Source organism: Streptomyces sp. NPDC041129, assembly GCF_055592265.1.
In genome coordinates this window covers 43,343-56,413 of the sequence record NZ_JBVIYV010000012.1, presented here as the reverse complement: position 1 = coordinate 56,413, position 13,071 = coordinate 43,343, and the positions used below count along the sequence as shown (strand labels likewise).

The window sequence follows — 13,071 nt, the reverse complement described above, 5'->3', positions numbered from 1 at the left end:
GCATTCCTCGTTTCGGAACGGTCCGCCGTTGGGGACATGGTGGGCTATGGGTGATTACAGCGACAGCATTACCGTGCACGTCCCGCCTAACAGGCTCTTCGCCTACCTGTCCGACGTGCAGCACCTGCCCTCCTACATGCCGCGGCTGACCTCGGCGCGCCCTCACAACGGCGACAAGGTGACCGTCACCGCTCACATCGATCCTCCCGACGCCCCGGAACAGGACGTGACCAGTGAGGCATGGGTGCGTGTCCTCGAAGACGGCAAGAGATTGGAATGGGGCGCGCCCGGGCCCCATGACTACCGTGGCCGGCTGCATGTCGACGACGGTGAGGAAGCCGGCACCTGCCGACTGACCGTGGAACTGCACACCGAGCACACGGAGGGCGAGCACATCGATCACGGCATGCGGGAAGCCTTGAACGGGATCAAGCGATCGGTCGAAGCGGCTGAAGGCTAGCCCAGCGTTCGCGCACGCCGCCAGGTCGACCGCCACAACGGCACCATCACCAGCTGGGCTCTGGCCCGAACACGCACCGACGTTACGCCTCCCGCACTGCATCTGGTGGACGGATTCCGCGCCGGTGAGTACCGCCTCTCCACCTGCTGATCCGCGGTGCCCGGGAAGCGAAGAGTGCTGGGGACAGTTGTCGTAGTCGATCGGCACCTGCCGCGTGCAGTGCCTGGCGCCGCGCAGGGCCCGCGGAAGCAGGGAGGTCGTGGGCGTGCGGTGCGCATCCAGTCGACGCCCCTGTCGGGGGCTCGGATGGGTGGGGCGGGGCCGGACTGCTCTGTGCGCTCAACACCGCGACCGTGGCAGTACACGCGGTCAGCTCCGGACGCCTGCCTCCGGCACCCGGCCGTCGCCGAGGAGGCCACCGACCGCCGCGATCCCCTCCGCGATCGCCCGCTCGGGCACGTCACCGAAGCCGAGAACGAGTTGGGACGGCTCCGTGCCGCCCGAGGCACGGCACGCGCTCATCCCGTACAAGCCGACCCGACGGGCGCGCGCCGCCGTGATCACCGTCAATTCGTCTGTTCCGTCCGGCAGATGGGCCACGGCGTGGAACCCCGCCGCGAGGCCGGTCAGGCGCACGTCGGGGGCATGCTCGGTCAGGGCGGCGCGCAGCGTCCGGCAGCGGGCCCCGTACAGGGTGCGCATGCGGCGCAGATGGCGGTCGTAACGGCCCGATTCGATCAGCCGGGCCAGGGCCAGCTGATCGAGGGTGGGTGTGCCCCGGTCCGCGCTGCGCTTCGCCTCGGTGAGCGACGCGGTGAGCGCCGGAGGGCTCAGCAGCCAGCCGATGCGCAGGGCAGGGGCCAGGGACTTGCTGACGGTGCCGATCGAGACCACCCGGTCGGCAGCGAGGCCCTGGAGGGAGCCGACCGGCTCGCGGTCGTAGCGGAACTCGGCGTCGTAATCGTCCTCGATGACATACGCGTCGCGGCGCCGCGCCCAGGCGAGCAGGGCGTGACGGCGTTCCGGGGCGAGGACGACACCGGTGGGCCACTGGTGCGCAGGGGTGACGATCACCGCGCGAGCGCCGCTCGCCTCCAGAGCCGCCACGTCGACGCCGCGCGCGTCGACCGGGACGGGGACCGGGGTGAGGCCCGCCGCACGGACGGCCGCGCTCGTCGATGCGGGACTGCCGGGATCCTCATGTGCGACGGCTCGGACGCCGTCGCGGGCCAGCACCTGGAGGGCGAGGGCCAGCCCCTGGGCGTAGCCGGAGCAGATGAGAGTGCGGTCCGGTTCGGCGGCGGCCGCGCGGATCCGGCGCAGGTAGGCGGCGACGACCCCGCGCAGGTCCAGACTGCCGCGCGGATCTCCGTAGTCGAGGTCGGAGGTCGGCATCCGGCGGGCCGCCTCCCTGACCGCCCACAGCCAGTCGGCACGCGGGAACGAGGCCAGGTCGGGCACGCCGTGCCGGAAGTCGGCTATCAGGCGCGGGGGTTGCGCGGTGCGCTCGGCCGACGGCTCGACGGGGGCGGCGAGGGGTGCGCAGGCGGCGACACGGGTGGCCGAGCCGACCCGGGTGACCAGGTAGCCCTCGGCCTGCAGTTGCGCGTAGCAGTCCTGGACCAGACCGCGGGACAGGCCCAGCGAACGGGCCAGTTCACGAGAGGAGGGGAGGCGTTCGTTCGCGGCGAGGCGGCCACCGCGGATCGCGTCCCGGAGCTGCCGTTCCACCTGGACGCGCAGCTGCTCCCCACTGCTCCGGTCGAGGCCCAGCAGCAGCTCGGGCGACAAACCGGCCCACTGCACAGTCATGGAATTGGAGCTTACCGGCGATCCGGTCACTCCCTAGTGTCGGAGGCATGACTCCTGCCGCCGACCCGACCCCCGTCCCGGAATCCACCGCCGCGACGGCTCCCGCACCGGCGCGACCACCCCTGCTCAGCCGCGCCGTATTGCTGCGGCTCGTGAGCGTGGTGGCCGTGATGGTGAGCTTCTTCCTGCTGTTGTCGGCGGTGCCCACGCACGCCGGCCGCGGTGCGGCGGGCCTCGCGACGAGCGCCCTCATGCTGTCCACGGTGCTCGGCGAGCTGGCCGGTCCCCGCATCCTCGGCCGGTACGGCCCTCGGTGGCCGCTGGCGGCCGGGTTGTTCCTGCTGGGCGCCCCCGCCCTCGCACTGCCCCTCGACGACGGCACGGCGTGGACCGCGTCGATGTGTCTGGTACGCGGCCTGGGATTCGGCCTCACGATGGTGGCCGGCGGCGCCCTGACCGCGGCCCTGATCCCCGCCGAGCGCCGGGGCGAAGGGCTGGCCCTCGTCGGCGTGGTGGGCGGTGTGCCGTCGCTCGTCAGCCTGCCCTTGGGGGTCTGGATGTCCGAACACCTCGGCTACGTCCCGCTCACCACGACCGGGGGCCTGGCGGCCCTGGCGGCGATCCCGACCGTGGCGGCGCTTCGGGAGGTCCAGCCGCCGAGCACGCCCGAGCCCCGAGCCGTGAGCGCCGAGACGCGAGCGCTCGGCATGGTGGCCGCCGTGCGCGCGGTCGGGCTGCGGCGTCCCACGGCGGTCTTCTTCGCCACCGCACTCGCCGCCGGCATCCTGGTGACGTTCCTGCCACTGGCCGTCCCGCGCGCGTCGGCGGGCATCGCCACCACGGCCCTGTTGGTGCAGAGCACCGCGTCCACCGCGGCCCGCTACGCGGCGGGCTGGTACGGCGACCGCCGGGGCGCCACGCGGCTCGTCACCCCCGGTCTGCTCGCGTCGGCGGCAGGGCTGTCGATGCTGGCGGCGGCCACGGCCAATCCGGTCGCCGTACTGACAGGCACGGCCGTCTTCGGCACCGGCTTCGGCGTCGTCCAGAACGCCACCCTCACCCTCATGTACAGCCGCGTCTCCCACCCGTCGTACGGCACCGTCTCCGCACTGTGGAACCTCGCCTACGACGGCGGGATGGGCATCGGAGCCGCGGGCTTCGGCCTGCTCACGGCGCACACGGGGTACGCCTGGGGGTTCGCGCTGACGGCGCTGCTGATGACGACCGCACTGGGCCCGGCGCTGCGTGATCGGCGGGCGGCAGCGTGAACGGCCCGGCTTACGAGGCGCACCCCGCCCACCTCCGGGTGGGGGCCGGGGTCGCGGTCGGACGAGTGCAACAGCCACATCGCGGTCCCCACCCAGGCGGTAGAGGAGTTCCGGTGAGCCGGCACCCGGCCTTCGCGGAGGACGCCATCGACTACGTCGTCGGCTCCGGTGCCCGCCTCCTACGCACCGCGTCGCGCCTCTCCGACACGGCGGTGCGTGAACCGTCGGCGTTGCCGGGGTGGACGCGCGGCCACGTCCTGGCGCATGTCGCACACGCCGTCGACGCGTACGTGTGGCTGCTGGGACTCGCGCACACCGGCTGTGAACCGGGGCCGCGCACGGACGCGGCGGCGCTCGCGTCGGCGGTCGAGCGGGACGCCCTGCTGTCCGCCGACGGCATCGCGACCCGGTTGCGGCACGACCTGGACCGGTTCTCCGTCCGGGCCCGCGCGATGCCCGCCCCCGCCTGGAAGCGGCTGGTGCCGGCGCTGGCCGGCTGGCGGCACCCCGCCTGGTACGTCCTGCTGCGCTGTCTGCGTGAGTTGGAGACCCATCACCTCGACCTGGGCACGGGCCACGGCACCGAGCAGTGGCCCGACGCCTACGTCGCCTGGGCACTGGACGACACCCTCGCGACCCTGCGCGCCCAGGGCTTCCCGCTCGCCTCGGTGGAGGCCGTGGACCTCGGCCGGAGCTGGTCCCTGGCGCCGGAAGGGGCCTCGGTCGCCGGGGCCGGGCACCAGGTGCTCGGCTGGCTCACCGGGCGGACTCCGGCCGGCGCGCTGACGGCCGACCGCCCGGCGCGTCTCCTGTCGCGCCCGCCGGCGTGGCCCCAGCCGCCGCTGCCCGGCTGGGGCCATGCGGGCGACGAGCCGTGAGTTCGGGCGCCGATCTTGCGATCACTCGGTGCGCAGCGGTGTGGCTCCCGACTTCTCCACCGCCCTCGAGCGGGCCGCGTGAAACGCCTCAGCCGGGTCGCCGGCCGGCCGTCCTCGACGCCCCCTGGCTCGGCAGCGAGAGGAGACCACGGCCGCGCAGCGACCTCGTCGGGAGCATGGGCGCTGACCTCGTCCGCGTACAAGGTCATCATTGTCTTGACGTTGCGGGCACTGGCGTGTTCAGGACGCCCCGCTCGACCGCCTCCGAGAGCCCGAACTCGGCCCGGCCTCAGGGATCGCAGGCCCCTGCTCGACCGGTCCGGGGCACCGACGACGCTGCCGCGGCTGCCGGCCCGCTTCGCGGCCGGCAGCCGCGGTACCAGCGCGAGCATGATGGCGATGACCGGCGGGTTGATCAGGGCGGTGAGCCGCTCGCGGCGTGCCGAGGCGTGGCGTCATTCTTCGGGTGGTCTGCCATGGGCGAATCCCCTGTGCTGGCGGTGTTCCTTACTGGTTCGTCGGCGTCAACCACGCCCGTCGGAACTTCGATGGCGGTCCGGCGGCAGCGCGCACAGATACACTGCATCTGTCTGGCAGATGGAATTGTCCAGATATGCTGCAATTCAGGCCTAGGGCGGTGGCCGATGGAACTCAGACAGCTACGTCACTTCCTGGCGTTGGTCGAGGAACGCAGCGTCACTCGCGCCGCCAAGCGCGAACTCATTGTGCAGTCAGGCCTGTCGAACTCGCTCCAGGCCCTCGAACGCGAACTCGGTACGGCCCTCTACGTCCGCGGGACCAGGCCCGTCCGGCTCACTGCGGCCGGCGAGGCTCTGGTGGGCCCGGCCCGCCGGACCGTGACCAGCGCCGCGCAGGCGGAAGAGGCCGTACATCACACCCGTGACGTGCTCATCGGCACACTGTGCCTCGGCGTCTCGCTCTCCGCTCAGCATCTGGTGCCGTTCGCCTCCTATCTCGGCGAGTTCACTCGCGATCATCCCGGCATCGACCTGCGCCTGCACTACGCGCCCGCGCTGACGATGATCTCGATGCTCGAGGCCGGAGAACTGGATTGCGTGATCGGACCCGCGGTCGGCCAGGTCCCGGGCGTCCGGATGACCCGCCTGGCGCGAGAGCCGCTGTACCTCGTCTGCCGCGCCGATCATCGCCTGGCGGAGCGCACCGAGGTCAGCATCGGACAACTGGCCGACGAGCGGTTCGTCGAGGTACCCCCGGGGTGGACGGCACGCCTGTTGAGTGACGCCGCGTTCACCGGCGAGGGAATACAGCGCCGCGTCGTCTGTGAGGTCGGCGACTGGGAACTGTTCCTCGAACTGGTCAGCGCAGGCGTCGGTATCGGCTTCGCTCCAGTCGGCCTGCAGTACCCGGTGCTGACCGCACCGGACAGCGTTCTGCGGCTGATCGCGATCGAGGGCGTGCATCTGGAAAGGCACATCTACCTGATGCTGCCCTCGGCGGGCGAGACCAGCCCGGCAGCCCGGCAGTTCGCCGATCAGCTGCTGCGTATTCACCCCGCGGGCAGCTGACCCGGCGCCTGTTGGCCGACGCAGCCCTGTCGACCCAGAAGTGGCGCGGCCGCCGGTGCGCCCATGCCGCGACCATCTGATCGTCAGATGGGCTCCATCTGAGACAGGTGCGACGCAGGCGACATCAGCGGCGACGAAGGCGCGGTTGTACCGGGTGAAACTTCCACACCGACCGTGGACGCCGGGCCAACGGCAGAACAGAGATACCGCCCCGGAAGATCCACCGCTCGGTCGGCGCCCGCACGGCCGAAGACAAGAAGGAAGTCGCCGACATGAACCTCACTGACCACGCCGGAGTCCGGCTCACACACGGAAAGCCCAAGGTCAACGGTGTGGAGATCCACTACGCGATCGGCGGCGCCGGCGAGCCGGTGTTCCTGGTGCACGGCGTACCGAAGACCATGTCGTACTGGCGCCACGTCGTGCCCCTGCTGACCCCGCACTACACCGTCATCGCGGTCGACAACCGAGGCGCCGGCGGCTCCCAGCGTCCCCTGACCGGCTACGACACCGCCACCATGGCCGGCGACGTCGCCGAACTGGCCACCCACCTGGGCTTCGACCAGTTCCGCGTCGTCGGCGAGGACTGGGGGGCGGCCATCGCCTACGCCGTCGCCGCCTTCCACCGGTCCCGGGTGCAGCAACTGGTCTTCCAGGAAACGCTCCTGCCGGGATTGCCGGCCGGCCCTGGACTGCCGGGCGGCGAGCAAGACCCCTCACTCGCCGCCGACGACGGCCGCACCGGCTGGCACTTCAGCTTCTTCAGCCTGCCGCACGTGCCCGAACTGCTGCTGGCCGGACGGGAACGGCCTTTCTGGACGTACTACGCCAGACGTCAGATGTGGGACCCCAGCGCGCTGACCGAGGAGGACATCGACGACATCGTGCACTCGGCCGAGCAGCCGGGCGGCACCAAGGCCATCCTGGAGATGTACCGAGCCCGCCAGACCGACGCCGAACAGAACCGCCCGCATTACGCCGACCCGATCAGCTGCCCGGTCCTGGCCGTCGGCGCTCAGAACTATCTCGGCGACGAGGTATCCAGACAGCTTGCGCAAGTGGCCCGCGACGTCCGCGGCGTCGTCATCCCCGCATCCGGACACAACATCGCGCTCGAGAACCCGACCACCCTGGCCCAGGCCTACCTCGACTTCTTCGCAGGCGACTGAGGTTCGGCAAGGCCTCGTGCGGCAACCCCGGGCGCGGGCAGGCCCAGGATGACCAGCACCGGTCGATGAGGCCCTGTTCACTGCGCACGTCCAGACCGGTACGCGGACTGCCGCAAGCGGGCAGGAGGCGTGTACGGCAACCGCCAACGCACCCTGAACGAGCGGTCGTCGGATCCTCGCCGGGGCATTGAAGGAGGTACGGAAGGCGCTGGAGAGCGGCCGTCCCGGGATCAGGTGCAGGCCTTCGGGCCTGCAGAACTCCAACCACGATCCTGGCGTCACGGAATGGATGCTGTGGCGGGAAAGCTGATCCGACACCGTCCCTGCTCAGGGGCCGCAGCGGGGATGCGTTCAGGAAGAATGCCGCCGCTGACACGACATCAGGGTCGCCACCAACCCCCTGCACGGTGGACGGATGGCCCCATTCACCGTGGATTCGGGGCGCATACGTGTGGGTCGAATCGCGAACTGGGCCGAGGTACTGCGACTCGCTGCCCGGGCAGGCGATTGGGTGCTCCAACCTGTCGCCGGACGCCGCCCTCCGCGCCCTGCGGGCATGGCCGAGCTACTGTCCGGCATCTACGCCGTCGGCGAGCAGGGCGAAATCTGGATGAAGCGCTGCCTGAGGGGCGAGATGCCACCAGAAGCCGAACTGACAAGAGCCGAGCACTTTATGACCGGGCCAGGATCCATTGAGGATCTTGAGCTCTTCTTCTACGACTGACGCCACTCGTCAACGACGTTTCCCTATGAGGATGGCGGCAAGGTGGAGGGCGGCCTCATAGGCCATGGCAAGCTTGTCTGTGCGCTTGGCGAGGCCCCGCCACTGCTTGAGTCGGGCGATGCACCGGCCGACATCACGAAGAGTTCCTGGAGCTCACGGAGCCGGGCGCGCTGGACGCGGGCCCGGTCCTGACGGCGTCGCGCGCCCGCTGGAGGGCAAGGCGGCCGGAGCCGGTGGCGGTCGACGGGCCTGGTCAGCGTCCCGGAATCGCGGTTGTCGACCAGATCACTCCGTTACGGTCAGGCACTCGGCGAGCAGGTTGACGACGTCGTGCCAGGCTCGCTGCGCGTGCTGTGGGTGGTAGCCGACGCCGGGGACCACGGGGTGGTCGACCGGCGGGTGGTGGAAGGCGTGCAAGGCGCCGCCATAGACCGTGAGGCGCCAGTCGACGCCCGCGGCCTGCATCTCGGCGGTGAACGCGTTTCGTTGCGCGGGCGGCATGATCGGGTCTTCCGATCCGACCCCGGCCCACACCGGGCAGCGGATGCGCGCCGTCTCGCCCGGCCGGCCCGTGGTGGTTGCGTTGACCGTCCCGATCGCGCGCAGGTCGACGCCGTCGCGCCCGAGTTCCAGCGCGATGGCGCCCCCGGTGCCGTAGCCGATGGCGGCGATCTGGTCGGGGTCGGTCCGCGGCTCGGCGCGGAGCACGTCGAGCGCCGCATGACCGATGCCCCGCATCCGGTCGGGATCAGCGAGCAGTGGCATGCAGCGGGCCAGCATCTCCTCGGGGTCACCCAAATAGCGCCCGCCGTGAAGGTCGAAGGCCAGCGCTACGTATCCCAGCTCGGCGAGAGCATCGGCCCGACGGCGCTCGACGTCGCTGAGCCCCATGCCCTCGGGCCCGAGCAGCACCGCGGGCCGGCGATCGACTCCGGCCGGGAGTGCGAGGTGCCCGATCATCGTCAGACCGTCGGCCGGGTACTCGACCGTGCGCGTTGTGATCGTCGTCATGCGACTGGACTGTAGTGATCGTCGAGTCCGGTCGGGCCGCTGTTCTGTCGCTGGCAGAACAGCGGTGCTGCACGCTGGACGAGGCGACGTTGTCGTAGCAGTAGCTGCCGAGGCCCCAGCCCTCGTGTGCGGTGACGTTGTCGCCGACCCTGTAGGCCGCGTAGCCCTTGCCGGAACCGTTCTGGACGGCGGCCCGGTTCGGGGCGTCGTACGGGCGTTGGTCCGCTTCACCTACAACAACTGTTATGTCAGGGTGGGAAGTTGTGTGCCACACGCAGTCACCTCCGGTCATTGCCGGCCGGTGTGTCCGCCTTCGCTCCGCGCTGCCACCCACAGGGCGATCTGCGTGCGCGAGCGGAGCCCCAGTTTGTCGCGGACCTTGTCCAGATGCGTGGCGACCGTATGGACCGACAGCCCGAGCCGGTCCGCGATCTCCCGGTTCGTCAGTCCTTCGCCGACGAGTTCGACCACCATGAACTCCCGTGCCGTGAGCCGGTACGGGCCGCCGGCGACCTGTGCGGAGTCCGCCGTGGGCCGTTGGCCGCCGGTGCCGCTCGTGCGCAGCGCGTACGCGACGAGCCGGTCCCCGCGCAGCCCGCGGGCACCGGCGACGACCGCGTCCCGTGCGGCGGCCGACAGCCGCGTCCTTGCCCGAGCCGCCACCTGCTCCATCTTGCGCCGCCACGGCCCCTCGGGCTCGGTGTCCAGCCGCCGCCGCGCCTGCATGCTCGCCTCGTACAGCCGCAGGGCGCGCCGCATGTCACCGCTCTCGGCGGCCACGAGGGCCAGGCCCTCCACGGGATACAGGGCGTGGAAACTCGCGCCCGGCGCGATTCGCAGCACCTCGGCGAACAACGCCTCGGCGCTTTCCAGCTGTCCCAGTGCCAGCCGTACGGCGCCCGCGGTGTGCAGCGCGGCCGCGCTCCGGGGCCAGGGGGCGTGCTCTCTGAGCACGGGGAGGCACCGGGACATGAGCGCGTCTGCTTCGAGCTCCCCGCCCGCCTGGAGCAGCGCCCAGGCCAGGTGGTGGGTGCACCACGCCGTGTCCTGAGGTGTGCCCGGCGAGGCGACCACCTCCAGGCACTCGCGCAGATCCGCCACGGCCTCGGTAAATTCGCCCCGGCACAGCCGCGCCGCCGCCCGGGCGTCGAGGGCGTTGGCGAGCCCGGCCGGGTCGTGGCGCGTGCGCTCGAGTGCCACGGCCTGTTCGCCGAGGCGTAGCGCCTCTTCCAGGTCGGCCCGCTGGCAGGCGACCCGTGCGCCGAGCGCCGGCACCTCCCCGCCGAGCGCCCGGGCGCCCGTGGTGCGTAAGAGCCCGTTCAGCAGCGCACGGGCTGCCGACGGTTGTTCCTGCTGGTAGTGCACACGGGCCAGTTCCAAGGTCAGCCGCGGCAGTTGCGCGGCGTCGTCATGGCCCGTGGCGCAGGCCAGGACCGAGGCGAGATTGTCCCGTTCCGCCGCAAGCGGGCTGCTGGCCTGGTCGGCGAACACGTCCCCGTGGCCCCGCTCGGCCAACTCGGTCAGCCAGGCGAGCGCCCGTCGCAGGGTGGCACGCAACTCGCCCGACCCGGCCAGACGCTCCATGGCGAAGACGCGGATGGCGTTCAACTGCCTGAAGCGTGCCGGTGCCGCCTCCCCCGGCAGCCGTACGATCAGTGACTTCGCCTCCAGGGCGCACAGGATGCGGAAGACCTGCCCCGGCCCGATGCCGCCGCCGACGCAGACCGTCCGCGCCGCGGACAGATCGAATCCGCCGACGAGGACCGCGAGGCGCCGGAACACCGCCTGTTCCGCCGGATCCAGCAGACGATGGCTCCAGTCGACGGCGGCGGCCAGCCCGCTGTGGCGGCGGGGCCCGGTCCTGCTTCCGCCGGTGAGGACGTCCAGCTGGGACAACCGGTCGTCCAGCCCCGCCAGGATGTCGCCCGGGGCGAGGGCACCGGCGTGGCGGGCCGCGAGTTCGATCGCGAGGCTCAGACCGTCCAGCCGACGGCAGATGTCGGCAACCACCCGCCCGTTGCCGCGATCCAGCGTGAATCCCGGTGAGCGGCTCGAGGCCCGGTCGACGAACAACCGCACGGCATCCGCCCGCAGGAGGGCGGCCACGTCGTCCTCGGCATCGGCGGGTGGCAAGGACAGCTCGCCGACCCGGAACACCGTTTCTCCGGGTACTCGCAGGGCCTCCCGGCCGGTGGCAAGGATCCGCAGCCTCGGGCAGCCGCCCAGCAGGGTCCCGACCAGCCGGGCGCACGGCTCGGCCAGGTGTTCGCAGTTGTCCAGGATCAGCACGCGGGAGGCGTCGCCGATCGCGCGGACCAGAACGTCGACACCGGTCCGGCCCGCTCGTTCGCCCACGCCAAGCGCGGCGGCCACGGACTGGGTGAGCAGAGTGCCGTCCTGGAGCGAATCGAGTTCCACCAGGTCCACTCGTCCGTATCGGCTGGGCAGCGCCCTGGCGAACTCCAGCACCAGCCGCGTCTTGCCCGCACCGCCCGCACCGGTCAGTGTGAGCAGGCGCGAAGTCCTCAGCAGGGTGCGCAGGAGCGACAGTTCTCGCTGCCGGCCGACGAAGGAGTCGAGGGCCAGGGGCAGCGAGGCACCGGTGGCCGTGGCGGACGGGGGAGCGGGCGAGCCCGCCGACGCCCTCTGCTGCCGGTTCCGGGAGGCATCCCGGTCCGCCGTGCGTTGCCGGAGCGCACGTTGCCGGCAGGCGTTGGAACAGTATCGAGCCGGGCGGCCGCCGTGCGGTCTCACGGTCAGCGCAGCGCCGCACACCTCGCACGCTCGACTCCGGCTCATCCCCGATTCCTGGCCGCACATCCCTGGGACGAAACCATCGCCTCTCGCCACTTGTCCAGGGAGGCGCACGACAGCCCGGAGCCCGGGCGCCGGCCGCGGTCGAGCGGCAGCCGGACCCGACGCAGGGGGCCGGGCTGCCGCTGGTGGACGTGCGTCAGGGTGTGGCGGCGGGGTCGATGCCCAGCACGACGGTGCCGGTCACTCCCTTGCCGAGGTCGCTGCCCGCCTGGGTGACGGTCAGCAGGCTCGCCGACCCGCCGTTGCGGTAGATGCCGTCCCTGGAGTTGAGCGTGCGGGCGGCCGTGTTGTTCCGGTACGGAGACAGGGCGGCGACCTTGCTGTTGTACGTCTCCGGGAAGTAGAGCTGGCCCGTGTGGGACACATGGCCTCCGTGGTAGGTCCCGTTGGACACGGTGCCGCCCGCGTGGGTCTTGACGTGGATGTGGAGGGCCCGGCCGACGTACCAGCCCGGGTAGATGGTGGTGAACTCCGCGACGCCGGTGGAGTCGGTCAGCTGCACTCCGCGCAGGAAGGTCGTGTCCGGGGTGGAACCGCCCGCAACGTAACCGGAGTAGACCCCGAGCGCGTCACAGTGCCATATGTCGACCGCCGCGTTGGGCAGCGGGACGCAGCTCGTGGCGTTCACCACGGTCACGCGCAGGGTCAGGGGAACGCCGGCCCTGCCCTCGGTGATGTTCTTCCGGACCGTCTCCAGGTCCAGGTAGTAGGGCCCCTCGGTCTGCTCGGGCGTGAGGACGCAGGCGGTGGCCTGCCGGGCAGCGGTCCGTGGCACGGCGTCGGCCTCTGCGGTGGCGGTCGCCCGCGTGGCGGCGAAACCGAGGGCGGCCACGCCGAGGGTGGCGCCGCCCAGCGAGGCGATGACGTGTCGCCGGGTGGCGCCGGCCGGAGCGCCGGACGCCTCGGGGCCGCGCTGTGGGTCCGCAGCGTTGTGGTGGGGGGTGTCAGTCATGCCGCGACTCTGGCGCCTGCGAGGGTCCCTGGGATCGGTCGGATGGGCGATGAGCCGGAGGCGTTACGAAACCCATGGCTCCGCCGGGCGACCACGAGGCCGCTCGCGCAGTCCGAGAGCGGACCCTGTTCGGCACCTTCCGGGTGACCGTGCACGGGGGGGAAGGTGGTGCGCGCGGCGGGGCTGGACGAGGAGAGCCGGAGCGTGGTTCGGCGCTCGCCCGGGGTCGTACCGACCATCGGCCAACTGTTGAAGGAGTTGGCGCAGGCCCGGCGCGAGGGCGCGGACAAGGCGGCGGCGGACTACTCGGCCGTCGGGCATCCCACGCGGATCACCGTGGACTGGGCGGCGGCGAACGCCGTTGACGACGACGCCGAGTACGTGATCAGCGACTACACGCACGACGGCGGGCCGCGCTGACGGCGGCGTCGCG

At 71.7% G+C, this 13,071-nt stretch carries 11 protein-coding genes and 1 pseudogene; 7 read left to right on the top strand and 5 right to left on the bottom strand.

The features are described from left to right. Positions 1–46: 46 nt before the first annotated feature. Positions 47–460, top strand: coding sequence for an SRPBCC family protein (locus tag ACZ6B1_RS30395; protein WP_468783603.1), 414 nt, complete (start codon positions 47–49; stop codon positions 458–460). A 369-nt stretch (positions 461–829) separates the two neighbouring features. Here the strand turns inward: ACZ6B1_RS30395 and pdxR are convergent, their stop codons facing one another. Beyond that, entirely contained in the window at positions 830–2,272 is a 1,443-nt protein-coding gene (pdxR, locus tag ACZ6B1_RS30390) for a MocR-like pyridoxine biosynthesis transcription factor PdxR (RefSeq protein ID WP_468783601.1), read from the bottom strand. Positions 2,273–2,319: 47 nt separating this feature from the next. On the opposite strand from pdxR, the gene ACZ6B1_RS30385 reads away from it, so the two are divergent. From ACZ6B1_RS30385 to ACZ6B1_RS30365, 5 genes are all read left to right on the top strand, one after another. Continuing rightward, on the top strand, positions 2,320–3,540 hold the full coding sequence (locus tag ACZ6B1_RS30385) for an MFS transporter (protein ID WP_468783599.1): 1,221 nt from the start codon (positions 2,320–2,322) through the stop codon (positions 3,538–3,540). A gap of 113 nt (positions 3,541–3,653) precedes the next feature. Next, positions 3,654–4,418 (top strand): maleylpyruvate isomerase family mycothiol-dependent enzyme, encoded by a 765-nt coding sequence (locus ACZ6B1_RS30380; RefSeq protein ID WP_468783597.1) that lies wholly within the window; start codon positions 3,654–3,656, stop codon positions 4,416–4,418. A 644-nt stretch (positions 4,419–5,062) separates the two neighbouring features. Further along, positions 5,063–5,965: a LysR family transcriptional regulator gene (locus tag ACZ6B1_RS30375; protein ID WP_468783595.1), complete on the top strand. Its 903-nt coding sequence runs from the start codon at positions 5,063–5,065 to the stop codon at positions 5,963–5,965. A gap of 272 nt (positions 5,966–6,237) precedes the next feature. Further along, positions 6,238–7,134, top strand: coding sequence for an alpha/beta fold hydrolase (locus ACZ6B1_RS30370; RefSeq protein WP_468783593.1), 897 nt, complete (start codon positions 6,238–6,240; stop codon positions 7,132–7,134). A gap of 556 nt (positions 7,135–7,690) precedes the next feature. Then, positions 7,691–7,858, top strand: a complete 168-nt coding sequence (locus ACZ6B1_RS30365) for a hypothetical protein (RefSeq protein ID WP_468783591.1) — start codon at positions 7,691–7,693, stop codon at positions 7,856–7,858. Between the two features lie 9 nt (positions 7,859–7,867). Here the strand turns inward: ACZ6B1_RS30365 and ACZ6B1_RS30360 are convergent. The 4 genes and pseudogenes from ACZ6B1_RS30360 to ACZ6B1_RS30345 form a co-directional block, all read right to left on the bottom strand. After that, a pseudogene (locus ACZ6B1_RS30360) lies at positions 7,868–7,990 on the bottom strand (IS5/IS1182 family transposase); the annotation flags it as partial. 153 nt (positions 7,991–8,143) lie between these two features. Then, on the bottom strand, positions 8,144–8,869 hold the full coding sequence (locus tag ACZ6B1_RS30355; RefSeq protein WP_468783589.1) for a dienelactone hydrolase family protein: 726 nt from the start codon (positions 8,867–8,869) through the stop codon (positions 8,144–8,146). A gap of 288 nt (positions 8,870–9,157) precedes the next feature. Beyond that, a complete protein-coding gene (locus tag ACZ6B1_RS30350) occupies positions 9,158–11,668 on the bottom strand; it encodes an ATP-binding protein (protein WP_468783587.1) in 2,511 nt (836 codons plus the stop codon). Between the two features lie 154 nt (positions 11,669–11,822). Then, positions 11,823–12,638 (bottom strand): intradiol ring-cleavage dioxygenase, encoded by an 816-nt coding sequence (locus ACZ6B1_RS30345; protein ID WP_468783585.1) that lies wholly within the window; start codon positions 12,636–12,638, stop codon positions 11,823–11,825. Positions 12,639–12,803: 165 nt separating this feature from the next. Between ACZ6B1_RS30345 and ACZ6B1_RS30340 the strand changes: the two genes are divergently transcribed. Then, positions 12,804–13,058 (top strand): DUF6174 domain-containing protein, encoded by a 255-nt coding sequence (locus ACZ6B1_RS30340; protein WP_468783583.1) that lies wholly within the window; start codon positions 12,804–12,806, stop codon positions 13,056–13,058. The last annotated feature ends 13 nt before the right edge of the window (positions 13,059–13,071 follow it).